At 74.3% G+C, this 24,433-nt stretch carries 20 protein-coding genes; 14 read left to right on the top strand and 6 right to left on the bottom strand.

The annotated features are described in order from the left end of the window. Positions 1-130 precede the first annotated feature (130 nt). The 11 genes from ACFY7C_RS06705 (at position 131) to ACFY7C_RS06655 (ending at position 13,206) form a co-directional block, all read left to right on the top strand. Positions 131-1,108 (top strand): ABC transporter substrate-binding protein, encoded by a 978-nt coding sequence (locus tag ACFY7C_RS06705; RefSeq protein WP_389644730.1) that lies wholly within the window; start codon positions 131-133, stop codon positions 1,106-1,108. Next, positions 1,105-2,160: a FecCD family ABC transporter permease gene (locus tag ACFY7C_RS06700; protein WP_389644727.1), complete on the top strand. Its 1,056-nt coding sequence runs from the start codon at positions 1,105-1,107 to the stop codon at positions 2,158-2,160. Before ACFY7C_RS06705 ends, ACFY7C_RS06700 begins: the two co-directional genes overlap by 4 nt. Continuing rightward, positions 2,157-3,164, top strand: coding sequence for a FecCD family ABC transporter permease (locus tag ACFY7C_RS06695; RefSeq protein WP_389644725.1), 1,008 nt, complete (start codon positions 2,157-2,159; stop codon positions 3,162-3,164). Before ACFY7C_RS06700 ends, ACFY7C_RS06695 begins: the two co-directional genes overlap by 4 nt. Positions 3,165-3,195: 31 nt before the next feature. Next, on the top strand, positions 3,196-4,026 hold the full coding sequence (locus tag ACFY7C_RS06690; RefSeq protein WP_389646022.1) for an ABC transporter ATP-binding protein: 831 nt from the start codon (positions 3,196-3,198) through the stop codon (positions 4,024-4,026). A gap of 56 nt (positions 4,027-4,082) precedes the next feature. After that, positions 4,083-4,196, top strand: a complete 114-nt coding sequence (gene amiA, locus ACFY7C_RS06685; protein WP_389644723.1) for a streptamidine family RiPP — start codon at positions 4,083-4,085, stop codon at positions 4,194-4,196. Positions 4,197-4,286: 90 nt separating this feature from the next. Beyond that, positions 4,287-5,261 (top strand): hypothetical protein, encoded by a 975-nt coding sequence (locus ACFY7C_RS06680; protein WP_389644721.1) that lies wholly within the window; start codon positions 4,287-4,289, stop codon positions 5,259-5,261. Beyond that, positions 5,258-6,877 (top strand): CocE/NonD family hydrolase, encoded by a 1,620-nt coding sequence (locus ACFY7C_RS06675; protein WP_389644718.1) that lies wholly within the window; start codon positions 5,258-5,260, stop codon positions 6,875-6,877. The genes ACFY7C_RS06680 and ACFY7C_RS06675 overlap by 4 nt, the downstream gene beginning before the upstream one ends. Beyond that, complete coding sequence (locus ACFY7C_RS06670; protein ID WP_389644715.1) at positions 6,874-8,253, top strand: YcaO-like family protein; 1,380 nt, start codon at positions 6,874-6,876, stop codon at positions 8,251-8,253. The genes ACFY7C_RS06675 and ACFY7C_RS06670 overlap by 4 nt, the downstream gene beginning before the upstream one ends. Before the next feature lie 8 nt (positions 8,254-8,261). Continuing rightward, entirely contained in the window at positions 8,262-9,671 is a 1,410-nt protein-coding gene (locus ACFY7C_RS06665) for a SagB/ThcOx family dehydrogenase (RefSeq protein ID WP_389644712.1), read from the top strand. Continuing rightward, positions 9,668-11,407, top strand: a complete 1,740-nt coding sequence (locus ACFY7C_RS06660) for an ABC transporter ATP-binding protein/permease (protein ID WP_389644709.1) — start codon at positions 9,668-9,670, stop codon at positions 11,405-11,407. The genes ACFY7C_RS06665 and ACFY7C_RS06660 overlap by 4 nt, the downstream gene beginning before the upstream one ends. Next, on the top strand, positions 11,404-13,206 hold the full coding sequence (locus ACFY7C_RS06655; protein WP_389644707.1) for an ABC transporter ATP-binding protein: 1,803 nt from the start codon (positions 11,404-11,406) through the stop codon (positions 13,204-13,206). Before ACFY7C_RS06660 ends, ACFY7C_RS06655 begins: the two co-directional genes overlap by 4 nt. A gap of 33 nt (positions 13,207-13,239) precedes the next feature. On the opposite strand, the gene ACFY7C_RS06650 is transcribed toward ACFY7C_RS06655, so the two are convergent. The 4 genes from ACFY7C_RS06650 to ACFY7C_RS06635 form a co-directional block, all read right to left on the bottom strand. Beyond that, positions 13,240-14,529 carry an ATP-grasp domain-containing protein gene (locus ACFY7C_RS06650; RefSeq protein WP_389644704.1) on the bottom strand — a complete coding sequence of 430 codons (1,290 nt, stop codon included), beginning with the start codon at positions 14,527-14,529 and terminating at the stop codon, positions 13,240-13,242. Positions 14,530-14,552: 23 nt separating this feature from the next. Beyond that, positions 14,553-15,758, bottom strand: a complete 1,206-nt coding sequence (gene rocD, locus ACFY7C_RS06645) for an ornithine--oxo-acid transaminase (protein WP_389644701.1) — start codon at positions 15,756-15,758, stop codon at positions 14,553-14,555. A 24-nt stretch (positions 15,759-15,782) separates the two neighbouring features. After that, complete coding sequence (locus tag ACFY7C_RS06640) at positions 15,783-17,048, bottom strand: ATP-grasp domain-containing protein (RefSeq protein WP_389644699.1); 1,266 nt, start codon at positions 17,046-17,048, stop codon at positions 15,783-15,785. Between the two features lie 116 nt (positions 17,049-17,164). Continuing rightward, positions 17,165-18,205, bottom strand: coding sequence for an inosamine-phosphate amidinotransferase 1 (locus ACFY7C_RS06635; protein ID WP_389644696.1), 1,041 nt, complete (start codon positions 18,203-18,205; stop codon positions 17,165-17,167). Between the two features lie 351 nt (positions 18,206-18,556). On the opposite strand from ACFY7C_RS06635, the gene ACFY7C_RS06630 reads away from it, so the two are divergent. Both ACFY7C_RS06630 and ACFY7C_RS06625 read left to right on the top strand, forming a co-directional pair. Beyond that, a complete protein-coding gene (locus ACFY7C_RS06630; RefSeq protein WP_389644693.1) occupies positions 18,557-19,081 on the top strand; it encodes a hypothetical protein in 525 nt (174 codons plus the stop codon). A gap of 99 nt (positions 19,082-19,180) precedes the next feature. Beyond that, positions 19,181-21,175, top strand: coding sequence for a serine/threonine-protein kinase (locus tag ACFY7C_RS06625; RefSeq protein ID WP_389644690.1), 1,995 nt, complete (start codon positions 19,181-19,183; stop codon positions 21,173-21,175). A gap of 10 nt (positions 21,176-21,185) precedes the next feature. Here the strand turns inward: ACFY7C_RS06625 and ACFY7C_RS06620 are convergent, their stop codons facing one another. Then, positions 21,186-22,277: a magnesium and cobalt transport protein CorA gene (locus tag ACFY7C_RS06620; protein ID WP_389644687.1), complete on the bottom strand. Its 1,092-nt coding sequence runs from the start codon at positions 22,275-22,277 to the stop codon at positions 21,186-21,188. Positions 22,278-22,463: 186 nt separating this feature from the next. Between ACFY7C_RS06620 and ACFY7C_RS06615 the strand changes: the two genes are divergently transcribed. After that, complete coding sequence (locus ACFY7C_RS06615) at positions 22,464-23,555, top strand: winged helix DNA-binding domain-containing protein (RefSeq protein ID WP_389644685.1); 1,092 nt, start codon at positions 22,464-22,466, stop codon at positions 23,553-23,555. A gap of 41 nt (positions 23,556-23,596) precedes the next feature. On the opposite strand, the gene ACFY7C_RS06610 is transcribed toward ACFY7C_RS06615, so the two are convergent. After that, the gene (locus ACFY7C_RS06610; protein WP_389644682.1) at positions 23,597-24,403 is read right to left on the bottom strand and encodes a response regulator transcription factor; all 807 of its coding nucleotides are present in this window, start codon (positions 24,401-24,403) and stop codon (positions 23,597-23,599) included. Between the last annotated feature and the right edge of the window lie 30 nt (positions 24,404-24,433).

Genomic DNA, 24,433 nt, shown 5'->3' with positions numbered 1-24,433 from the left:
GCGGGAACCGCAGCGGTCACGAGGGCCTCCGGAAGTCGATTCGACGGTCGATCTGACAGCCGATCTGTTGAAAATGATTATCATGTATCTTCGGTGCGTTCCGGTTCCCCGAGAAGAAGCGAGGGCAGCGATGCTGCGCGCACCGTCGAGATCCGTCCGTAGTTGGCTCACCGCGGCGCTGGTGGGTTCCGTCCTGGTCGGCTGCGGCTCGCCCGCCGCCACGCCCGCCGAGGACGAGGCCAAGCCCACCGCGAGGACCGAGGTCACCGTCGAGCCCATCAAGGCGGCGACGGACCTGACCGACGTCAACGGCGTCCGGATAACCCTGGAGAAGAAGCCGCAGCGGATCGTCTGCCTGTTCGCGCTCTGCGACGACATCCTGACCGAGCTCGGCATCGTCCCGACGGCCACCAACAACGCCCTGCTCGCCCACCCCGGCTTCCTCGGCAAGGACAAGGCCGCCAAGGTGCCGGTCGTCCCCGGCGGGTTCATCGCCCCCGAGGTGGAGGCGATCCTCTCCCACAAGCCCGATCTCGTGATCGGCCTCGGCGACACCCACGGCAAGCTCGCCCCCGCCCTGAAGGGCGCCACCACGTTCTGGGCCATGCAGCCCGAGACGTGGGAGGACAGCGTGGGCTATCTGCGCGACACCGCCGCCCTCACCGGCCGCACCGCCGAGGGCGAGAAGGCCGAGCGGACCTTCCGCACCAAGCTCGCCGAGGCCGAGAGGACCCCGAGCGACAAGACCGCCCTCATCATCTACGGCAGCGACGAGAACTTCGGCGTCGCCACCCCTGAGGGCGACGTGACCGCCAGCCTGTTCCCGAAGATCGCCGACTACCCGTGGAAGTCCCGGGGAGTGGAGGGCAGTTACAGCCTGGAGGAGATCCTCGCCCGCGACGTCGACGTGCTGTTCGTCGAGACGATGAGCTTCGGCGACGCCGACGGCAAGCTCTCCGAGAAGCTCGCGAAGAACCCCCTGTGGAGCAAGATCCCGGCCGTGAAGAACGGTGACGTCCACGAGGTGAACCCGGAGGTGTGGGCCAAGGGGCGCGGCACCCGCTCGCTGGGCATCGTCCTCGACGAGGCCACGGCCGCGCTGCGGTGAGCAGGCCGTTCTGGCAGCCCCTCCTGGCGGTCGCGGTGCTGGTCGCCGCGGCGTTCTGCGCCCTCGGCCTCGGCACCCCCCACGTCCCGCCGCACCGGCTCGCCGGCGCGGTCCTGGACGGGGACGCCACGCTCGCCGGGATCGTCGTCACCGAACTCCGCATCCCCCGGCTGGTGCTGGCGCTGATCGCCGGGGCCTGCCTGGGCGCGGCGGGGCTCGTGCTCCAGGAGGCGCTGCGCAACCCCCTGGCGGTGCCGGAGATGCTGGGCGTCTCGTCGGGGGCGGCGCTGGGCGTGGCCGCGCCGCTGGTGCTCGCCCTGTCCCTGCCGGCCGTGGTCCAGCCGCTGCTTGCCCTCGGCGGGGCCGTGCTCGGCGGCGGACTGACCCTGCTCGCGGCCGGGCTGGGCCGCAGCCCGTCCGCCGTCCTGCTGACCGGCGCCGCGGTCGCGGCCGCGCTGCAGGCCGCGCTGCTCGTCCTGATGGTCATGGCCGACCAGCTCGACCTCCAGCTCATCTACCGCTACCTCCTGGGCTCCCTCTCCGCCCGGACCTGGGAGGACGTCACCGGGCTCTGGCCGTGGCTGCTCGTCGCCGCGCCCGCCCTCGTGCTGTGCGCGCCGGTGCTCTCGGTGATGCGGCTGGGCGACGAGGACGCCGAGGCGCTGGGCGTTCGCGCCCAGCGGGCGCGGCTGGCCGCGCTGGCCGTCGCCGTCGTGCTGATCGCGCCCGTGACGGCCGTGTGCGGGCCCGTCGCCTGGGTGGGTTTCCTCGCCCCGCACCTGGCCCGGTGGTTCGACCCGGCTTCCGGGGCGGTGCGTTGGCTGCCGTGGTCCGCCGTGTGGGGTGCCGTCGTCGTGACGGTCGCCGACGTCCCCGCCCGGCTCGCGCTGGCGCCCGTGGAGACGCCGGCGGGCGCCTGGACGGCCCTGCTGGGAGTGCCCGCCGGGATCGCCCTGATGCGGTCGGGCCGCCGGGGCGGTCGGGGCGCTGGGGGCCGTCGTACGACGGCGACCGGGCATCGGCCCGAGACCGTGGGAGAGGAGACGCGGTGAAGCGACGTTTCGCGGTCCTTGCGGTCCTTGCCGTCGTGTGCGCCGGTGGGGAACTGGTGGCCGGACGCGGGATGTCCCCGGGTGCCGTCTGGGACGTGCTGGGGGGCAGCGGCGACCCGACCGAACGGCACATCCTGCTCCAACTGCGCGTACCCCGCGCGCTGGTGGCCCTCGGGGCGGGCGCGTGCCTCGCCGTGGCCGGGCTGGTCCTGCAGTCCGCGCTGCGCAATCCGCTCGCCGGGCCCGAGGTCACGGGCGTGACACCCGGAGCGGTCCTCGGCGCCGTCACCGCGACGGCGCTGGGGCTCGCCGGGTGGGACTCGCCGCTGGCCGTGGTCCTCGCCGCCTGCGCGGGAGGGTGCGCCGGAGCGCTGCTGCTGTGGCTGCTCGCCGGCCGCGCCGGAGGCGATCCCACCCGGACCGCCGTGCACGGCGTGCTGGTGTCGGCGGTCCTCGGCGGACTCACCGCGATGGTGCTGCTCGTCGAACCGGGCGAACTGGGCAGTGTCGTCCAGTGGTTGGTGGGCACCACGGAGGGCCGGGTCTGGGCGCACTGGCACCTGCTGTGGCCCTGGGCACTGGTCTGGGGGGCCGCGGCCTGGCTGATGGCCGGGCCGCTGACCCTGCTGCGCTGCGGCGACGAGACTGCCCTCGCCGCCGGCCTCTCCGCCCGGCGGGCCCGCACCCTCGCCCTGATGTGCGCGGTGGCGCTGACGGCGGGCGCGGTGGCGGCCGTCGGGGCGCTGGGCTTCGTGGGTCTCCTCGTACCGCATCTGGCCCTGGCCGTCTTCGGCGCGGACCTGCGGGCGAGCCTCCCGGGCGCCGCCCTGCTGGGCGCGGTCGTGGTGTGCGGGGCGGACGCCGTGGCGCAGCTGTCCTCGCGGCTGCTGACCGGGGCGCTGGAGTCCGGGAGCCTCACGCTCCCGGTCGGGGCGCTCACCGCCTGTCTCGGCGCCGCCCTGCTGCTGGTCGTGGTGCGCCGTGCGCCGAGCCGAACGTTCTGAAGCCGACGGAGGACAGAGCATGACCGAGTCCATGGGGACGCCCCTGGGAATCCACGTCGAGGGGGTCCACTTCGGCTACCCCGCCCGGCCCGTGCTGCGGGGCGTCGACCTGACCGTACGGCCGGGCGAACTGACCGCGCTGATCGGCCTCAACGGCTGCGGCAAGTCGACCCTGCTGAGGCTGGCGGCCGGGCTGCTCCGGCCGGACCGGGGGCGGGTGCTGCTGGGCGCGGACGACCTCGCCGGGCTCTCCCGGCGCGCGACGGCCGCCCGCGTGGCGCTGCTGCACCAATCGGCGCCGTCGGTCCCGGGCATGACGGTACGTCACCTGGTGCGGCAGGGGCGCTACGCGGCGCGCGGCCCGCTGGGCATGCTGCGCGAGGGCGACGATCCGGTCGTACGCCGGGCGCTGCGGGACGTCGGGGTGCAGGGGTGGGCCGACCGGGACGTCGACGCGCTGTCCGGGGGCGAGCGGCAGCGGGTGCGCCTCGCGATGGCGCTCGCCCAGGACACCCGCGTCCTGCTGCTCGACGAGCCGACCACGTATCTCGATCTGCACCACCAGCTCGACGTGCTGCGGACGGTGGTCCGGCTGCGGGAGGAACGCGGGCTCACCGTGGTGATGGTGCTGCACGACCTGGCCCACGCCGCCCGGTTCGCCGAGCGCATCGTCGCGCTGCGCGAAGGCCGCGTGGTGGCCGACGGGGCGCCGAAGGAGGTCGTCACGCCCGGTCTGCTCGCGGATGTGCTGAAGGTGGCCGGCCGGGTCGGCCGGGACCCCGAGGGCGGCTGGCCGGTGTGTTACCCAGATCACCCCCTGGACGACGAGCCAGTACTAGAAAATGAAAATCAGTTCCATTAGTGTCGACCGCGGCGCTCATCCGAACGCCGTATCTCCCTTATGAACAAGGAGAGTTCATGGACAACGAGCAGATCTTCGCCCCGATCGCCGACCCCGGCCAGCTGGCCCACGACTCGGCTTCCCACTCCAACGCCCTCGTCGAGAACCCCTTCGAGGACAACGAGGAGTAAGCGAGGGCCTCGCACCCTCGACGTGGGCCCGCCCGTTGCCTTCCGGGCGGGCCCACGCCCATCCCCAGCTCCGTCGTCAGGAGGATCGTCGTGTCCCGCAGCCGGCTCGTACCCGGTGTCGAAGTCGTCGCCGTGCCCGGGCGAGGTCTCGCCGTCCGCACCACCGAAGGGGAGTTCCTCGGCGTCAGGACCCGCGACGCGGACGAGAACGCCCTGCTCGCCCTGCTCTCCGGCGCCGCCCCGGCCGCCCCGGCCGACGCGGCGCCCGACGCCGACGCCGACGCCGATGCCGGGCCCGCCGCCGGGCCGGCCGCCGGTTCCGGCGAGGAACTCGACCGTGTCATGAGGGCCTTCGAGGCGGCCGGCTATCTGGAGGACGACGGGACCGGGCTCCCGGAGTGGCCCGCGGCCCGCCGCGACATCCGGCTCCTCGGCGACCCGGTCCTGACCGCCCCCCTGGCCGCGCAGCTGGCGGCCCTGGGCGCGGAACCGCGGACGACAGCCGTCGCGCCGGGGGCGGCTCCGGCGCGGGAGCCCGGCACGTCGACGCCGATCCCGACCGGGACCGCCGTATCGGCGCCGGACCTCGGGGACCTGCTCGACGGAAACCCCGCCGCCGTCGTCTGGTGCCTCGACGGACCCGTGCCCGACGGGCTGTGGGAGGCCGCCGACCGACTGCCCGAGCACGGCGTCGCCTGGCTGCGCTGCCACCGCGAGGGCTGGCAGGCGTACGTCGAGCCCCTCGCCGCCGCTCCCGGAGACGTCACCTCCGCCCACATCCGGTCCCGTCGCCTGGCCGCCACGCCCGCCCACCGCGAGCTGGCCGCCTACTGGAGCGGGCCCCGCACGTCCGGCGCACCGGTCCGGCTCACCGTGCCGGCCGCCGCGCTGCTCGCCGCCCTCCTCGCCGACGACCTCGCCCGCTGGGCCACCGGCGCCCCCGACACGGCCGGCTTCCCGGCCCGACGCCGGCTCCGGCGCGTGGACCTGCGCACGCTGACCGTCACCGAACACCCCGTCCTGCCGGTGCCCGACGTCGCACCGATGCCGAGGAAGGCCGGATGACGTCCTCGGCCTCCGCGGTGCCCCGCACCACCGCACTCGTCGAAGGGCCCGCCACGGAACTCGCCACGGACGTCTGTCTCCCCGACGGCGTCGGCCCCTTCCCCGCCGTCCTCATCCGCACCCCCTACGACCGCACCCGCCACCTGGCCGAGGCCCGCGGCTGGGCCCGCCGTGGCTTCGCCGCCGTCGTCCAGGACGTGCGGGGCAGACACGCGTCACCGGGGGAGTGGCGCCCGTACGAGAACGAGGCCGCCGACGGCGCGATGACGGCCCGATGGATCCGGCGACAGCCGTGGAGCGACGGACGGTTCGTCGCCGTCGGCGCCTCGTACGCCGCCCACTGCGCCCTCGTTCTCGCCCTCGCACTCGAAGCGCACGGAGACGCCCCACCGCACGGCGTCATCGTCGCCGTGCCCGCGCTCGGCAGCGCCGAGACGGCACGCGAACCCTCCGGCGTGGAACGGCTGTCGGCCCGCGCCGGCTGGTGGGCCGCCCACGGCGACCGGCGGGACTCCGACGAGGACGCGCTGCGCAAGGCCCTCGCCGACGACCCCGGCCTGCTCGCCCACCTGCCGCTCACCGGCCTGCCCCGACGCCTCGGCCGCGGCCTGCCCTCCTGGCCGGGCCTGTGGCGGCAGCGGGGACGCGGCCGGCTCGCCGCACGGGCCGCGCACGCGGGCATGCCGCTGCTCGCGGTCGGCGGCCACCACGACCACTTCACCGAGGACACCCTCGCGTTGTGGCGCACCTGGGGCGGCCCCTCGGCGCGCCTGCTGCTCGGCCCCTGGGGGCACGGCCTCGTCGCCGCGCCCGGCCCCGACGCCGGCCCCGCGCACCGGATGGTCCTCGGCGAGCTGTACGCGCGATGGGCCCACCGCGCCCTGGCCGGCGACCTCGCGCCCGGCTGCCACGGCGCGCTGGCGCTGGGCGACGCCGACCTGTGGCTCCCCGCCGGCACCGAGGGCGAACCGCGCCCGCAGCGCCTGCGGCTGCTGCACGGCGCCGTCTTCACCGCCGACCCCGACCGCCCGGTGCGCTCCGACGACCTCACCGTGGCCTCGGCGCCCGCTGCGTCCACCGGAGCCGCCGCCGACCGCTGCGTGCTGGTCACCGCGCCGTTGCCGCGCCCGCTCGACGTCGTCGGACCCGTACGGGTCCGGCTGCGCGCCACCGCCGACACCCCGTCCGCCGACTGGGCCGCCCGTCTCGTGGCCCTCACACCGGAAGGGGGCGCCGAACGGCTCGCCGTCGGCGTCCTGCGCCGCGAGGAACCGGCCGGGCGGGCGCCGTCGGCCGAGCCGCGTGCGCAACGGGACGAGCACCACGACCGTCCGGTCGAGGTTCCTCGCCGATTTCTTTCTCACGGAGCGGAATTCACCATCGAGCTCGGACACCTCGCGCGCCGGCTGCGGGCCGGAACGAGGCTGCGGCTCGAGATCGCCGGACACCACTTCCCGGCCCACGCCCGCAACCCCCACACCGGGGAGGACCCGATCACGGCCGACCGGCTGCTCGCCTCCCGGCGGGAGGTCGACCCGGAGAGCGTGACGCTGACCCTGCCCGTCCTCCCGTCCCGACCCATGCCCACCGATCCCGCCAAGGAGATCCTGCGATGACGGCGCTGCCGCTGGAAGCACTCGTCGACCCCGTCTGCGGCATCGTCCGCAAGGTCAAGCCCGTCGAGCACCCCGCGGGCGCCCCGCCCCGCTACACCGCGCTCACCGCCGAGATCTCCGACGCCCGCAGACTCGGTCTGTGGCCCGCCGACCGGGTCTCCCTCGGCACCACCTTCGGCGACCCCGAACAGGCCCGGATCGCCGCGATAGCCGAGGGCGTGGAACGGTACTGCGGCAACCGCGTGCCGCCGCCCGGCCACCCCGACAGCCCGCTCCGCGCCACCGCCGCCGAACTGGCCGAAAAGGGCCTGCGGCTCTACGGCCCCGGCGACCTGCCCACGTACGCGCCCTGGCAGTACGACCAGGAGAAGTTCCCCTACCGCCGGCTCACCGCCGACACCCCGTCCCTGTGGACGCGCGGCACCGAGCGGCTGCCGGACGGAGGGACGACGGAGGTCTGGGCGCCCGTCGCCCTCACCCACCTCAACTGGCGTCAGGGCGAGCTGCGTGAGCTGCCCCGTACCCACCACCTCAACTACGCGGGCATCGCCACCGGGCAGGGACTCGACGACGCCGTCGAACGCGGCCTGCTGGAGATCGTCGAACGCGACGCCCTGGAACTGTGGTGGCACCTCGACGGACCCACCCGCGGCATCGACCCGGCCAGTGTGCCCGGACTCATGGACGACCTGGCCGGATCCGCGCTCGAGGTCCACCTCGTCGAGATGCCGTCGGAGTTCGCCCCCTGCATGGCCGCCCTCGTCCACGACCCGCGCCTCGGGCTGTACGCGGCCGGGTTCGCCTGCAAGTACGACCCGGCCGAGGCCGCGCGCAAGGCGGTGCTCGAAGCCGTCCACACCTGGGTCTTCACCCAGGGCCTGACCGACCCGGACGGCTGGGTCTTCCAGGCCGTCGAGGCCGGCCTGCTCGCCCGAGGGCTCTACCTGGAGCACCGTGCCGACGGCCGCTATCTCGACGCGTGCGGCGAGCGGTTCGAGCACGTACGGGACCTGGGCGCGCACGTGCAGGTGTGGCTGGACCCGCGGATGGCCGCCGAGGCCCGGCGCTTCACCGAACCCGCCCACGGGACCGTGTCCGTCGAGGTCGTCGAGCCGGGCAGCCGCGAGCGGCTGGAGCGCGCGCTGCACGCGGACGGCCACCGTGTCATGACCTTCGACCTCACCACCGAGGACGTCGCCGAGACGTCCCTGCGGGTGGCCCGGGTTCTCGTCTCCGGACTCCTCCCCAACGCACCCGCCGCCTTCGGCTACTTCGGCTGCCCACGGCTCGCCGAGGCGGCCGTACGGCGCGGCTGGCGCACGGAGGTGTCCGGCGCCCCCGAGGATTTCACGCTGGCGCCTCCGCCGCACATGTGAGGACGACCGTGGACCACCTCGATGAGGACCGCCCGACGGACCTCGCCGCCGCTCTCGCCCTGGCCCGCTCCCCGCGGCGCCCCGGCCCGGACACACCCGCCGGGCGGGCCGTCCGGGCCTGGCCCGGGCCGTCGCACCCGATCCCGGACGCCGGCCCGGGCGACCTCGACCTCCGGGCGCTGCTCCGCCTCTCCCTGGCGGCCTCGGACGCCTCCGGCCGGCTGCGGCCCGCCGCTTCCGCCGGTGCGCTGCACCCCGTGGACACCGAACTGGTCGTGGGCGCCGGCTGCTCCCTGCCGCCCGGCCGCTACGGCTACGACCCGCTGCGCCACCGCGTCCACCGCCTCGGCCCGCGGCCGGACGGCACGCTCCCGGGCGTCACCGCCGAACTGACCGTCACCCCCCGTCGTACGGCCTCCCACTACGGGCACCGCGCCCTCCCGCTCCTCCTCCTCGACACCGGCCACGCCGCCGCGGCCCTCTTCCTCGCCGCCCGCGCGCTGGACACGGGCGAGCCCGAACCACGACTCGACGGACGCACGGAACGCCCCCTCGCCGCCGTACACATCCCGCCGCCGGGCCACGACGTCGCCGTGCCGGGCACTGCCCCTGCGTCGGCCGCACCCGCGCCCGGCCGGGGCGGCAGGTCCCTCGGCTCGACCTCCCGTCTCGACGGCCTCGCGTACCCGGACGGCTCCTCGTCCGGTCCGGGCGGCCTTCGGCCTGGCCCAGGCGGTCTCGCGTCCGGCCCGGACGGCCTCGCGGCCGAGCCGGACGGTCGCGGACACGGCTGCGTGGACGACCCGGGCCGCGAGTCCGAGAGCGCCTCGCCCCGGCCGGGGCACCGGTCCGGCGGCCCGCCGCTGCGCCGGTCGGCGCACCCCGGGCCCGTACCCCTCCCCACTCCCCAGGAGCTCCTCGCCCGGCGCAGCGACCCGCCGCCGCTGGTCGGGGCGCCCGGGGCGGAGGCGCTGGGGGCGGTCGTCGCCGCCGCGGTGCGGGCGGGTGGGGGCGAGCTGCGGTGGTGCGTGGCCGTCGGCGGGCCGAGGCCGGGGCTGATGGAGCCGGACGCCGACGGCACCGGACTGCGGCGGTACGCCGTCGGGGAGGCCAGGCCGACGCTCGCCGCCTGGGCCGCGGGGCAGGGGTGGATCGCGGAGGCGGGCGCCGTCCTGCTCGCCCGCGGCTGCCCCTCGGACGCCGACGGGCCGCACATCCGCCGCACCCACCTGCGGGCCGGGTTCGCCGTCCACCTCGCCCACGTCACCGCCCGGCGCCACGGGCTCGCCGCCCGGCCCGTGGGCTCGTGGCAGCAGGCGGACCTCGGCGCCGCGCTCGGCGCCCCACCCGGCCAGGACTGGATCGTCCACGGCCTTGCCCTCGGCACCCTCCACGCCGACGAGGAGAACACCACGTGATCGTCCACCCCGAGCTGCGCCGCGCCGCACGCCGCGTACGGCGCCCCCTGCTCGCCGCCACCCTGCTGCAAGGCGCCGTCACCCTCACCCATCTGGCGCAGGCGGCCCTGCTCGCCCTCGCCCTCGCCCGACTGGCCGGCGGGCACACGGACCGGCTGCCCTGGCTGCTCGCCGCGGTGCTCGCCGTCGTCGCCGCCCGTGCCGCGCTCGCCACCTGGCAGCGGCGCACCGCGACCCGCGCCGGCGCCGAGGCCAGAGTCGTGCTGCGGGACGAACTCCTCGCCCACCTCGCCCAATTGGGGCCCGCGCACCTCACCACCGCCCGCGCCGGCGCCGTCCGCACCACCCTCGTCGACGGCGTGGAGGGCGTCGACGCCTACGTCTCCCGCTATCTGCCCCAGCTCCTGATCACCCTGACCGTGCCGCCCCTGGTGCTCGCCGCCCTCCTCGCGGTGGAACCGGCGGTGCTGCTCGGCCTCGTCCCCGCCCTGCTGCTCGCCCTGGTCGGTCCCCGCGCCTGGGACCGGCTCCTCGCCGCCCGAGGCAGGGAACACTGGGACACGTACGAAGGACTGGGCGCCGACTACCTCGAAGCCCTGCAGGGCATGTCCGCCCTGCGCGCCGCGGGCGCGGTCGGCCGCACCCGCGCCCGCCTGGAGGAGCGCTCGGCCGCCCTGCACCGGGCGACCGTCGCGAAACTGCGCGTCTCCCTGGTCGACACCGGCATCACCGACCTCGCCGTCCAGGGCGGCACCGCCGCCGCCGCGCTCCTCGCCTGCTGGTCGGCCGTCAGCGGATCCACCACGGCGACCGGCACCTACCTGGTGCTGCTGCTGGCCTCCGAGTGCTTCCGGCCGGTCCGCGACCTCGCCCGCGAATGGCACGCGGGATACCTGGGCGTGTCGGCCGCCGACGGCATCGCGGCCCTGCGTACGGCCGCACCCGAGGTCACCGACACCGGATCCGCCCCCGCCCACTGGCCCACGCCGCCCGAACTCCGCTTCGAGAACGTCCGGTTCACCTACGACGGCGCACCGGCGCCCACCCTCCACGGGGTCTCCTTCACCGCCCCGGCGGGACGCACCACCGCGATCGTCGGCCCGTCCGGCGCGGGCAAGTCCACCCTCCTCGCCCTGCTGCTGCGCCACCACGACCCGCACCGGGGGCGGATCACCCTGGACGGGCGCCGCACCACCCACTACTCCCTCGACGCGCTCCGGCAGGGCATCGCCGTGGTGTCCCAGGACACCTACCTCTTCCACGCCACCATCGCCGCCAACCTGCGGATGGCCCGGCCGGACGCCACGGACGACGAGCTGACGGCGGCGGCGCGCACCGCCGGGGTCCACGACGAGATCAGCGCCCTCCCCGACGGCTACGCCACCGTCCTCGGCGAGCGCGGCGCGACCCTGTCCGGCGGGCAGCGACAGCGGCTCGCGCTCGCCCGCGCCCTGCTGGCGGACGCACCCGTGCTCGTCCTCGACGAGGCGACGAGCTCGGTCGACGAACGCCGCGAGGCGGACATCGTCCGCGAGCTGCTGAAGGCCGCCGGCGACCGCACCGTCCTGGTGATCGCCCACCGGCTCGCCGCCGTCCGGCACGCCGACCACATCGTCGTCCTCGACGGGGGGCGGGTGGACGCCGTCGGCGACCATGCCCGGCTGGTCGAGGCCGGTGGCGTCTACGCGCGACTCGTCGAGGCCGGCCGTACCCACCCAGGAGAACTCGCCGCATGAGCCACACCACCGACACCCCGGCCACGGACATCCCAGCCCCCGCCACCCTGACCCCCGCCACCGTGCCCCCCGGCGCCGTCCGGCCCGAGCGAGGGGCCCTGCGCGCCCTGCTGCCCGCCCTCGCGGGGCACCGCGCCATGACCGCCCGCACCTGCGCCGCCGCGCTCCTCGAACAGGGTTCCCTCGTCGCGCTGGTGACCCTGGCGGCGCACACCGTCGGAACGGCCGTCACCGACGGCAGGGCCCCTTCGGCCGGCACCGTCACCGCGCTGTTCGCCCTGGTCCTCGTACGGGCCCTGATGACCTGGCGCGAGATGGACCTCTCGCACGACCTCGCGTACCGGGTGCTCGCCGCGCTGCGCGTACGGGTCTTCGACGGGCTCGCCCGCAGCGCGCCCGCCCGGGTCGCCGGCCGGCGCAGCGGGGACCTCGCCGCCACCGCCATGGCCGACGTGGAGGCCCTGGAGTTCTTCTACGCCCACACCACCGCCCAGCTCCTGGCCTCGGGAACCGTCCTCACCGCCGGCACGGTGGTCCTCGCCGGCGTGGAGCCGTGGCTGCTCGCGGCCGTCCTGCCGGCCGCGGCGCTGCTCACCGCGGCCCCCTTCGCCGAGGCGCGCGGGCGCGCGGCCCGCGGCGCCCGCACCCGGGCGGCCGTCACGACGCTGTCGGCCGACACCGTCGAGGTCGTCGACGGACTGCGCGAGCTGCTGGCCTTCGGCGCCCTCACCGGACGGCGCCGACGACTGGCGGAACGCGGACGGCAGGTGGGCGACGCCCAGCGCGCCGAGGCCACGTGGGAGGCCGTCGCCGCCGCGGTCCGCGACCTCCTCATCGTGACGGCGCTCCTCGGCGTGGTGTTCGCGGCGGCGCAGTCCCTGACCGCCGGGCGGCTGCACGGCGCATGGGCCCCGGCGGCGATGGCACTCGCCCTGGCCGTCCTCGGCCCCGTCGCGGAGTCGGCCCGCTCCCTGAGCCAGGCCGTGGCCCTGCGCGCCGCCGCCGCCCGCGTCGGCGCGGCCGTCGAGGCCCCCGCGCTCGCCCCGCCGCCCACCGCGCCCCGCCCGCTTCCCCCCGGCCCACTGGGTGTCCGGCTGCACCGGGTGAGCTTCGACTACGGCGGCGGCCCCGTGCTCGACGGCGTCGAGCTGACCGTCCCCGCCGGGCAGACGCTCGCCCTGGTCGGGGCCTCGGGCGCCGGCAAGTCGACCTGCGCCCACCTCCTCGCCCGCTTCTGGGACCCGTCCGCGGGCCGGGTCCAGCTGCTGCCCGGTGACGGCGGCGCCGTCGACCTCCGCGAGCTCGACGACACCGAACTCCGGCGCGCCGTCGCGCTCGTGGGGCAGGAGACGCCCCTCTTCCACGGCACGCTCGCCGAGAACCTGCGGCTCGCCGCCCCCGACGCCGACGACGACCTGCTCGCGGAGACGGCCCGCCGGTGCGGCGTCGACCGGATCGCCCCGATGGACACCCCGGTCGGCGAGCGCGGCGCCACCCTCTCCGGCGGCCAGCGGGCCCGCATCGCCCTCGCCCGCGCGCTCCTGGGCCGGCCGAGGGTCTTGATCCTGGACGAGTCCACCGCCCACCTGGACAACGCGAGCGACGCCCACCTCGCCGCCGCACTCCACCAGGAAGGCCGCACCACGGTCGTCATCGCCCACCGCCGCGCCACCATCCGCAGGGCCGACCGCATCGCCGTCCTCGAAGCGGGACGCATCGCGGAGGAGGGCACCTGGGAGGAGCTCACCGGCCGCCCGGACAGCGCCCTCAACCGCAGCCTCGCCCACATCCCTTCCTGAGGGGTCCTCAGGAAGGGATGCGGGCGACAGGAATTACGTGACGGGCTCGGTGCGGACCTTGACGGCCGCGGCCAGCCGCTTGCTGTGCGCGATGGCCTCGGCGGTGTCGGCGCCGCGCGCGACGACGTAACCGCCGATGTCCTCGTTCCAGGTCAGCGGGGACACCACGTCGCCCGGCTCCACCATCAGCCGGAGGTCCACGAACGCCGGGTCCGCGCGCACGGCGTCGACACCGGTCACCTCCACCACCCGGCCGGGCTCCGGAATCAGGGCCTGCAGGGCAGCCGCGCCGCGCGGCTCGGGCGACTCGGTCAGCGGCTCGAGCAGCCCGAGCCCGGCGGCCAGCGCGTGGCGCTCCATGTCGACGCCGTACACGAGCTCCGCGATCTCGTTGAGCGCGTAACCGCCGACACGGTTGTGCGACTCGATGATCCGCGGGCCGCGCGGGGTCAGCTTGACCTCGGTGTGTGCCGGCCCGTCGCGCAGTTCGACCGCGTCGAGGAACTCCCGGACGAGATCGATGGCTTCGCGCACCTGCTCGGGCGGGTGGGCGCTGGGCTGCCACAGCCCGATCTCCGCGAAGCCGGTGCGGCCGAAGTCGGCGAAGCCGGTCCCGCCGAGCTCCCGGTCGGTCGTCGCGACGACCACGTGCCGGCCGTCGAAGCTCAGGGTCTCCACGCTGAACTCCGGTCCCTCCAGGTATTCCTCCATGAGGAACTCCTGGAAGGAGTCGGCGAAGGCCACGTCGCCCGGGGCCCACTCCTTGTCGTTCAGGGACCGGTACCGTTCGGCGACGGCGTCCACCTCGGCCTCGTCGTGGACGCAGAACACCGCCAGACTGCCCGACTCGCGGACCGGCTTGACGATGATCGGAAGCCCGTGGGCCGCGACGAAGTCCCGTACGTCCCGCGTGGTACGGCCCACGGCGGAGGCCACCGGGCTGATGCCCTTCGCCGCCAGGTGCCGGCGCATCCGCGCCTTGTCGAGCAACAGTTCCACGGTGTCGAGGGACTCGCCGGTGAGCCCGAGCTCCTCGTTGATCCGCGCGGCCGGCAGCAGCGCGAACTCGGTCAGCGTCACGGCCTTGGCGAACGGATACACCTCGTGCAGCGCCCGGACCATCGGCAGGAGCCGGTCGACGTCGCAGTAGTCGACGAGCAGCGCCTGGTCGACATAGGGCCAGTGCTCGCGGTCGTACGCGTCCGGATGCTGGGCGTACACCACGTCGAGGCCGAGCTCGCGGGCCTTGCGGACCTGCTTCAGCCGGCCGCCGACGACCAGCACGCGAGGCCGGCCGGTGGGTGCGACATGGTCGGACAACATGGCTCCTTGTCTCGGTTCTGCTGTCATCCCAGGACGCCGGCGATCGCCTCGATGCCGGAGTCGAGCTCCTCACGGGTGATCACCAGCGGCGGCGACACCCGCAGGTTCTCCTCGGCCACCTTGCACAGCAGGCCCCGCTCCAGCAGCGCCTCGGACACCTGGCGGCCCTTCGGCCGGCCGTCGGCGATCCGTACGTTGGCCCACAGGCCACGGCCGCGGACCTCGGTGACGCCGTCCAGTTCGCGGAGCCGGGAGTGCAGATACGAGCCGAGCTCGCGGGACCGCTCCTGGAACTCCCCGGTCGCCAGCAGCCGCACCGCCGCCCGGCCGACGGCGGCGGCCAGCGGGTTGCCGCCGAAGGTCGAGCCGTGCTCGCCGGGCTTGAGCACGCCGATGACATCGGCCCGGCCGGCCACCGCGGACACCGGCATCAGACCGCCGCTGAGCGCCTTGCCCAGGGTGTACAGGTCCGCGCGGACCCCCTCGTGCTCCAGTGCCAGGGTCGCGCCGGTGCGCGCGAGGCCGGACTGGACCTCGTCGGCGATGAACAGCGTGCGGGTGTCGTCGCACAGCTGACGGACCTCGGTGAAGTAGCCCTTCGGCGGGACGACCACACCCGCCTCGGCCTGGATCGGTTCGAGCAGCACTGCCGCCGTGTTCTCGCCGACGGCCGAGCGCAGCGCGTCGATGTCGCCGTACGGCACCGTTCTGAAGCCCGGCGTGTACGGGCCGAAGCCGTCGTGGACGGTCGCGTCGGTGGAGAAGGAGACGATCGTCGTGGTGCGGCCGTGGAAGTTGGAGCGCGCGACGACGATCTCGGCGGCGCCGTCCGGCACGCCCTTGACCCGGTAGGCCCACTTCCGGGCGATCTTCACGGCCGAGTCGACCGCCTCGCCACCGGAGTTGGAGGGCAGCACCCGCTCCGTGCCGGTCAGCTCGGCCAGTTCGCGGCAGAAGAGGGCGAACTGGTCGTGGTGGAACATCCGGCTGGTCAGCGTCAGGCGGTCGAGCTGGGCCTTGGCGGCGGCGACGATGTCGGGGTGCCGGTGGCCGAAGTTGAGCGCGGAGTACCCGGCGAGGAAGTCGAGATAGCGCCGGCCGTTCAGATCGGTCACCCAGGCGCCCTCGCCGTGGGTGAGCACCACGGGCAGCGGGACGTAGTCGTCGGCGCCCCACCGCTCGGCGAGAGCGATGTAGTCCTCGGTGGAGGTGACGTCCGTGGTCGTCATATCGACACTCCTTCGACAGGTTCCTCAGAGGGATCTGTTGGCGTAGAGAAAGTCACCTTCGATGTGCCGCAGCGTGTCGTAGTCGGCGCGCACCTGCGCCGGGTCATCGGAGATGAGGTACACATAGCCCGGCCAGGTGGCGACGTCGACGGTCCGGGGCAGCGCATGCCCTTCCGGGTGCGCCATGACGGTGTGGGCGTACGACGGCAGCGCGCGGACCGGGGCCATCGCCTCGTGGGACGGGACCACACCGTCGTCCCTCGGGTTGATGAGGGCCACGAAGCGAGGGTGCTTCAGCAGTCGGTACGCGGTGGTGGGCAGGCGGTCGAACGCGTCCGGGTCGGCCACGGACAGGGCGAGCAGATCCACCTGGTTCACGCCGAAACAGCCGGTGATGATCTCGGGGACCTGACCGCCGCCGGTGCGGGCACCGCACTCGACGAGCACCGGGCCCCGCGCGGTCAGCATGATCTCGGTATGGGCGGCCCCGTTGTGGATCTCCAGGGCGTCCAGCACCCGGTGGGCGTAGGTCTCGAGGCGCCTGGCGACCGGGTCGTCGGGCGCCAGCGGCTCGTCGTAGTCGTAGATGAAGTCACCGCCGGGGACGCGGCGCTTGTGGTAGCGCCAGATCTCGACCGTACGGTGCCGGCCGGCCCGGCTGACGGTGTTGACGTAGTACTCGTCCCCGTCCAGGAACTCCTGCGCGAGCACGACCGTGTTGGTCATCCCGTGACGGTCGGTGCTCGTCATGATCGTCTCGTGGGCCTCCCGGACCTGCTCGGGGGTCGCGCAGGCCGTCACGTTGTCCGTGCTGGAGCTGGAGACCGGCTTCACGACGACCGGATAGCCCGCGGTCGTCCCCGCCCACGCGATGATCTCGTCCACGTCGGACGAGACGATGGTGGCCGCGTGCGCGAGCCCCGCGTCGCGCAGGGCCAGGACCATCTCGTGCTTGTCGCGGCGGGCGGACGGCCGGCTCATCCCGTTGCCGGGGGTGCCGAGTTCGGCGGAGAGGCGGTCGGCCAGCTCGACGCCCGACTCCGTACCGGGGATCACATGGCCGACGCCGTGCTTGCGCAGCGCGGCCACCGTGGCCGCGAGGTCGCCGTCGTGCCGGATGTCGTCCACGAAGCCGTCGGCGTCGAAGGCCATGTGGACGTCGGGGTGCTCCGAGTGGACGTGTACGCACTCGATGCCGTGCCGGAGCAGCGCGGCCGGCAGGTAGCGACCTGTCGAGCGGCAGTCGACGATCGCCACGCGGGTCGTTCCCGCGCGGGAGCGGTTCACCATCGTCAGCTACTTCCCTTGTGAGTCGGAACTTCGTCACCGGCGCGCGGCGTGGGCACGCGCGACCGGCCCTCCGTCGACGCGAGGCGCATCGGCGGAGAGCCGGCCGGCGGCGTGCTCTACCGGTAGGTGGCGAGCTCGCCGGTGCGGCGCACGTCGAGGGTGACGCAGTGGAAGCCGCCGCCGAGCGACCTGGCGTGGGTGAGCTGCGCCGGGATGCACTCCACGCCGTGGCTCTCCAGCAGCCGGATGAGGTCCACCTGCCGCTTGTCCACGATGACCTTGCTGGGGCCGACCGTCAGGAAGTTCATCCCGATCCACACCGACCCGCGCGGGTGCGGACCGACGAAGCCCTGGTCCACCAGCTCCGGGCATTCGATCCGGTCCCAACCCCGAAGGAAATCAGGCATGTTGTCGTCATTGACCCGGGACGGGTTCACCAGGACGAGGCCGGGGCGCAGCGGCGCGATCGTGGAGTCGATGTGCGTGGACGTGTAGATGCCCGGGCAGGCGTGCACGGTGTACTCGTCGCCCAGCGCCGCCTGCAGCCAGCGGGCGCCGAGCATGTTGCCGCTGTCGGAGACCTGGTAGAGCACGTCCGTACCGAACTTGAGGACGTTCGCCGCGTCGAACACCGGCTCCAGGTTCTTCAGCCGCTCTCCGGGCGGTGCGGCCGGCTCGTACATGTCGTCGAGGAGCTGCGGCTTGGGCGCCGAGATCCAGCGCGTGCCGCTCTCCAGGTACTCCACGAACAGGTCCTTGTAGGCGAACCCTTCGAGCCACCGGGAGCGCAGCACCATCGGCGACTCGATGAGCGTCTTGCCGACCGCGAGGAAGCCGTCCCGGGGGCAGTAGTCATGGAAGCCGTCGGTGCTCCAGTCCGGGGTGGACACGACGGACTTGTGATCGCGCCCGCCGGGCCGCCGCACCTTCACGCCGAGACCGGTGAGGATGTCCACGAGCTCTTCGAGCTCGGCCTCGGTCTCCTCGACCACGTGGGCGGGATACGGGCCGGGGGCGATCTCCTGCGGATCGTTGATGTCCCCGTACTCCGCGGCGAGCAGACTCCGGTCGGTCATCGGCACCCGCGCACCCGCGATGGTCCCCACCACGATCTCCTCGAGCGGATCCCACTCGGTGTACACATCCACCAGGCTCATCGGGTTGTCCCTCCCATGCCGGGCGCCGCCGACGCGGCGCCAGTCAGCCGTTCGAACACCGCCGCCAAGCCTGGCACGGGCGGCGCCCGGCCCGGGTAAGCGAAGTGCGCACCCGCGAGCGGGCGAAGTAAACGCCACACGTCCCCTCCGGGCCGCGCGCGCGAGCGGGCGAATTGCGCTTCCTGAACCCGGTGGCGGTGGCCAGGGCCGTGGCGGTCGACCTCAGGCATCGCGGCCCGGCCGCGCCGGCCCCGCGCCGAGGCGGCCGCTGACGGCGTGCGGCCCCGCCCGGCCCGGCGCACCCGGGACCGCGGTAGGCTCCTGTGATTTCACGATCACGGGGGGAAACACATGTTCACGTCCTCGATGCGGGGCGCCGCCCTCGCCGCCGTCGCCCTGGCCGCGCTGAGCGTCTCCTGCAGCACGGCTCCGTCGACGGACCGGCCGCGGGCCGACGCCACCACCGTCGCGACGGTGCCCACCTCGGCGGCCGACGCCGCCGACGCCGCGGCCGAGGCCGACGCGTCGGCCGGCGTGACCCCGCCGCCCACCGCCCCGGACGTGGCACCGCCCGAGCGCGTCCGCGACGCGTTCGCGGGCCTTCAGGCCACCCTGAACGACTCCTGCACGCCGGACAACTGCGCCTACTTCCTCGGCCGCGTCCACGACGAACTGCACCGCCTCGACCGGGCGATGAAGGCGGACCCCAAGGGCGCCGGGCACTTCACCCGCCCGATCGAGCTGATCGCGAAGCTCGACGCGGAACTCGCCGGCGACCGGTCCTTCGAGAACCTGAAGCGGCACCAGACGCTCCTGATCGGCACCCGCGACCGGATCAACACCTGGATGCAGGGCCACCCGGACGACTACCGCTGACGGGGCGGGGGGCGCGGGGTCACCGGCAGCTCGGTTTCGGGAGGAGGAGCGTCAGCGCCCACGACGTCGCTGTCGGGCAGTGGGCTACCCTCCTTCCTCGTGGACCAGTTGACCGCCGAAGACCCGACCCACATAGGCCCCTACCGCCTCATGGCCCGGTTAGGCGCCGGCGGCATGGGCCGCGTCTACCTCGCTCGTTCCGAAGGCGGGCGCACTGTCGCGGTCAAGGTCGTGCAGCACGAGTTCGCTCAGCACACCGAATTCCGGGCGCGGTTCGCGCGCGAGGTCACCGCCGCGAAGCGGGTCGGCGGGGCCTGGACCGCGGCCGTGCTCGACGCGGACACGGACGCGGAGACGCCCTGGGTCGCGACCCAGTACATTCCCGGACCCGATCTGCACGCCGTCGTGGCCGAGCGGCACGGGCCGTTGCCCGAGCAGTCGGTGCGGGTCCTGGCCAACCGGCTCGCGCTCGCCCTGAAGGCCATCCACGAGGCAGGCCTCGTCCACCGCGACCTCAAGCCGTCCAATGTCCTGGTCACCGTGGACGGGCCCCGGGTCATCGACTTCGGTATCGCCCGTGCGCTGGACAGCATCAGCGGGGACAGCCTGCAGACCCGTACGGGCATGGTGATCGGATCGCCCGGCTTCATGTCGCCGGAGCAGGTCCGCGGACTCCACGTCACCGCCGCCTCGGATGTGTTCTGCCTGGGTTCCGTCCTCGCCTACGCCGCCACCGGACGCCAGCCCTTCGGGGCGACCGGCAACGGGCTGCACGCCCAGCTGTTCCGGGTCGCCGAGGAGGAGCCCGACCTGGACGGGGTGCCGGAGGCGCTCCTCGGACTCGTACGGGAATGTCTGCGAAAAGACCCGGCACAACGCCCCACGCCGGAGCAGATCGCCGCCCGCACCGCCACGGAAGGCGTCGACGAATGGCTGCCGGGTGCGTTGCTCGGGCAACTGGGGCGGCATGCGGCACAGTTGCTGGACTTCGACCCGCTGCGGCCGCACACGGCCCTCGTGCCGGGCCAGGCTCTCACTCCGCCGGCGCCCGCCCGGCCCGTCCCCACACCCCGGCCCGCGCACGCGCCCGCCGCACCTCGGCCCGTGCAAGCGCCTGCCGCTTCCCCGGCGGACGCGCTCGCGCACGCGCCCACGGTGGGGCCGGGACACGACGAGACGGCACGCTCGCACGTTCCGGAGCGGACCCCGGAACCGCGGCGTCGCCCGGCCGTCGTGGCGGGGGCGGCAGCCGTCGTGGTGCTCGTCACCGTCGGGGGCCTGCTCGCGCTCCGCCCGTGGCAGGGCGGTGCCGGGCAATCACCGTCGCTGAGTGCTCCGAAGATGTTGCAGGGGAGCTGGGAGACGCGTCCCGACGGGGTCCTCGCACGCCTCGTCATCGACGCGAAGGGCACCGCCGAGTACTCCCTGCTGAACGAGGAGCGGCTGTGCGTCTGGGAAAGCACCATCACCGACTCCAGAAGCGACGCGATCAAACTCGGCTCGAGCCGGCTGAAGAGGGCGAGCCCCACGTCCGAGGCGGAACGTTGCGAGGACAATGACGATGACTACGGTTCCTCCGCCCCGGACGGTACGGGGGCGTTCGTAGCCGTATGGAACGGTGCGTTCGAGTGGGAAGACGACCCGGGCTTCTACGACCACCGCGACGACGGGCAGACCTCCTACGAACCTGAGATGTTCGAGAAGGTGCCGCCCGCCGCGGGCGCGCTGCCGGAGAACTTCCGGGGCTCGTGGAGCGGCCGGGGAGAGGACGGCACCTACCGCTTCGAGTTCACGATGGGCGAGGGGGCGACGAAGCGCGACATTCGTCTCGTGTCCATCAGCGCGGTGGGGGAGAGGTGCGTGTACAAGGCGGAGGTGTTCTCCCAGGATTCGGCCCGGCTCCGCACCGCGCCCGCGGAGCTCGCCGACGGCAAGCAGCCGTCGGGCTGCGCCAAGAGCACCCCCTCCTTGACGTTCTGGGGGAGCGCGGACAAGGGAAAGCGGAAGCTGTCGTCCGGGCCCCTCCGCGGCATCGACACACCCCTCGTCGAAGCCAAGCACTGGGTGGGAGAGCTGACCCCCGCGGGCACCTGAGGGGCGACTTCTACAGCCAGTCCTTCCGCTTGAAGATCACGTACAGACTGACGCAGACGACCCCCATCAAGCCGACCGCGAAGGGGTACCCGAAGGTCCAGCTCAGCTCCGGCATCGCGTCGAAGTTCATGCCGTAGATCGTTCCCACGAGTGTGGGAGCGAAGAGGATCGCCGCCCACGAGGAGATCTTCTTGATCTCCTCGTTCTGCTCGAAGCCCGCCTCCGCCAGCGCCCGCATCTCCGCGTTCTGCTGCTGGGTGACCAGGGTCGCGTTGACCGTCAGGATCTCCGTCAGGGCCTGGCGGAAGCCGTCGACGCGTTCGCTGGTGTGGGTGACGTGGTCGGCGACGTCGCGGAGGTAGCGCTGGAGTTCCTCGTGCGTGCCGTATTTGGCGAAGCCGGCCATCAGGCCGTGCAGCATGCCGACCAGGGGGCGGGTGGCGCGTTGGAACTCGACCATTTCGCGGGAGAGTTCGTAGATGCGGCGGGAGACCGCGGGGTCGCCGCCGAAGACCTCGGTCTCGATCTCGTCGATGTCGTTCTGGACGCCGGCGACCACCGGGGCGTAGCCGTCGACGACCGCGTCCAGGATCGCGTAGAGGACCGCCTCCGGGCCGAGGCGGAGCAGGTCGGGGTTCTCCTCCATGCGGTGGCGGACGGCGGAGAGGTCCGGGGCGGCGCCGTGGCGGACGGTGATGAGGAAGTCGGGGCCGACGAAGACGTGGAGCTCGCCGAAGTCGACCTCCTCCGGGGCGTCCAGATAGCGGGCGGCGCGCAGCACGACGAAGAGGGTGTCGCCGTACCGTTCCAGCTTCGGCCGCTGGTGGGCCTCCATCGCGTCCTCGACGGCCAGTTCGTGGAGGTCGAACTCCGCGGCCAGCGAGTGGAGTTCGTCCTCCGTCGGACGGTGCAGGCCGATCCAGGCCATGCCGTCGGGGTGCTCGCGGAGCCGGCGGAAGGTCTCCGCCAGCGTGTCGGGGGAGGAGACGCGGCGGCCGTCGCGGTACACGGTCGCCTGGACCACGCTCGGACGGTGCGGCGGCGGCTCCGGCGGGCGGCGCCGGGCCGCCGCGCGCGGACGGGGGTCGGAGCGGTCGGGCATCGGGCGGTCACCTTCTGGACGAGGGCCGGACGAGGGGCGGTCGGCTGCCGGCGCGGTCAGGGATGGGGCACTCGGTATGCGGTATTCGGCATAGTGCAGGATATAGGGGTGAATCGGGCCACTGTGCTCGTGATGACCCGTCATCGCGGACCCTCCCTGTCCGCAATCCCCGTTAGCGTGCCCACCATGGTCCTCACCACACGCGCCCTCAACCGCGCCACCCTCGACCGCCAGCTGCTGCTCCGCCCCGCCCGGCTCTCCGCCGAGCAGGCGGTCCACCACCTCGTCGGCCTGCAGGCGCAGAACACCAAGCCCCCGTACTACGCGCTCGCCGCCCGCCTCGACGGCTTCCGGCCCGAGGACCTGTCCGCCCTGATGGAGACCCGCGAGGTCGCCCGCATCGTCTCCCTGCGCTCCACCGTCCACACCCACACCGCCGCCGACGCCGTCCCCCTGCGCCGCCTCGTCCAGGCCGGGGCGATCGACCGGGAACTCAGACAGTTCCGCAAAGGGCTCGACGGCGTCGACCTCGACCGACTGACCGCACTCACCGCCGCCCACGTCGACGAGCGGCCCCGCACCCCCAAGGAGCTGCGCGAACACCTGCTCCGGGAGTGGCCCACCGCCGATCCCCTGGCGCTCGGCGTCGCCGCCCGCTGCCTGCTGCCGATGGTCCAGGTCACCCCGCGCGGCCTCTGGGGCAGGGGCGGGCAGGTCGCGCTCTCCCCGGCCGAGAAGTGGTTCGACCAGGACGCGCAGGACGCCGCCGACCTCGACGAGACCGTGCTCCGCTACCTCGGCGCCTTCGGGCCCGCCTCCGTCCAGGACATGCAGACCTGGTGCGGCCTGACCCGGCTGCGGCCCGCCTTCGAGCGCCTGCGGCCCCGGCTCCTCGTCCTTCGCGACGAGCGCGGCACCGAGCTGTTCGACCTGCCCGACGCGCCCCGGCCCGACGAGGACACCCCCGCCCCGCCCCGCTTCCTCCCCGAGTTCGACAACCTGCTGCTGTCCCACGCCGACCGCACCCGCGTCGTCCCCGCCGAGCACCGCACCCGCACCTGGACCGGCAACCAGGCCCACCGCGTCTTCCTCCTCGACGGCTTCCTCGCCGGCATCTGGCACCTGGAGGAGACCAAGGAGCGCACGACCATGACCATCGAGCCGTTCGGACGCCTCACCCGCGCCCAGCGCGCCGAACTCACCACCGAGGCCGAGCGGACCCTGCGCCTCATGAGCGCTCAGGACATCCCGTACGAGATCACCTACGCGACCTCCTGAGCGCGCGGAAGCGGCAGCCCTGCGGCAGCCGCACCCGGCCCCTACGGCAGTGCCCCCGCCCGCCGCGCCGCCACCACCGCCTCCAGGCGCGTGTGCGCGCCCAGCTTCCGCATCGCCGAGCGCAGATAGCCCTTCACCGTCTCGGGGCGCAGCCCGAGCCGCCGGGCCACCGTCGCGTTCGTCGCCCCCGACGCCACCGCCGCCAGCACGTCCGTCTCGCGCGGGGTCAGCAGCACGCCGGCACCGGACCGGCCGCCTCCCGCGCCGCCCGAGGCGGTCCCGAAGCGGCCGCAGACCGCGAGCAGCCGCTCCCGCAGCTCCGGATCGGCCACCTTCGGGGCGAGCTCGCGCAGCTCCCCGTACGCCAGCCGCATCTCCTCCCGCTCGGCCGCGAGCCGCCGCCCCTCCTCCCGTACGGCCAGGGCCTGTTCCACGTCCCGGGCCGCCGCGACCGCCGCGTCGAAGATCCGCTCGCCGATCGGCAGGGCGTCGCGCAGCGCGCCGTACAGCACGCCCCTGACCTGGCGGCGCACGACGACGGGCACCGCGATCACCGAGCGCAGCCCCTCCGCCGCGACCGCGCCGTCGTACTCGTGGGTGATGTGCCGGGCCGACGCGTAGTCCGTGACCGCGCAGGGGCGAGCCAGGGCCAGGCACTTGCCGCCGAGGCCGGAGCCGGCCGCGATCGAAAGACCGCGCAGCGCCGGCGTCACCGCCCCGTTCAGCTCCGCGATCCGCATCGCGCGGCCGTCGTCGCCCAGCCCCCCGAACACCACCTGGAGACCGGTGGCCCGCCGCAGCCCCAGCAGCGCGCCGCGCAGCTCCGCCGACTCCTCGTGCTCGGACACTCCGCGCTCCTCCGCCTTCGCCGCCGCCCT

Origin of the sequence: Streptomyces sp. NPDC012769, from assembly GCF_042901205.1 — a bacterium.
Lineage (GTDB): Bacteria > Actinomycetota > Actinomycetes > Streptomycetales > Streptomycetaceae > Streptomyces.
This window is presented reverse-complemented; position numbering and strand designations above follow the sequence as displayed.

Coding starts and splice junctions, on each gene's coding strand:
- ACFY7C_RS06705 (WP_389644730.1), top strand. CDS start 131: ATGCTGCGCGCACCGTCGAGATCCGTCCGTAGTTGGCTCACCGCGGCG.
- ACFY7C_RS06690 (WP_389646022.1), top strand. CDS start 3,196: ATGGGGACGCCCCTGGGAATCCACGTCGAGGGGGTCCACTTCGGCTAC.
- amiA (WP_389644723.1), top strand. CDS start 4,083: ATGGACAACGAGCAGATCTTCGCCCCGATCGCCGACCCCGGCCAGCTG.
- ACFY7C_RS06675 (WP_389644718.1), top strand. CDS start 5,258: ATGACGTCCTCGGCCTCCGCGGTGCCCCGCACCACCGCACTCGTCGAA.
- ACFY7C_RS06670 (WP_389644715.1), top strand. CDS start 6,874: ATGACGGCGCTGCCGCTGGAAGCACTCGTCGACCCCGTCTGCGGCATC.
- ACFY7C_RS06655 (WP_389644707.1), top strand. CDS start 11,404: ATGAGCCACACCACCGACACCCCGGCCACGGACATCCCAGCCCCCGCC.
- ACFY7C_RS06650 (WP_389644704.1), bottom strand. CDS start 14,529: ATGTTGTCCGACCATGTCGCACCCACCGGCCGGCCTCGCGTGCTGGTC.
- rocD (WP_389644701.1), bottom strand. CDS start 15,758: ATGACGACCACGGACGTCACCTCCACCGAGGACTACATCGCTCTCGCC.
- ACFY7C_RS06640 (WP_389644699.1), bottom strand. CDS start 17,048: ATGGTGAACCGCTCCCGCGCGGGAACGACCCGCGTGGCGATCGTCGAC.
- ACFY7C_RS06635 (WP_389644696.1), bottom strand. CDS start 18,205: ATGAGCCTGGTGGATGTGTACACCGAGTGGGATCCGCTCGAGGAGATC.
- ACFY7C_RS06630 (WP_389644693.1), top strand. CDS start 18,557: ATGTTCACGTCCTCGATGCGGGGCGCCGCCCTCGCCGCCGTCGCCCTG.
- ACFY7C_RS06620 (WP_389644687.1), bottom strand. CDS start 22,277: ATGCCCGACCGCTCCGACCCCCGTCCGCGCGCGGCGGCCCGGCGCCGC.
- ACFY7C_RS06615 (WP_389644685.1), top strand. CDS start 22,464: ATGGTCCTCACCACACGCGCCCTCAACCGCGCCACCCTCGACCGCCAG.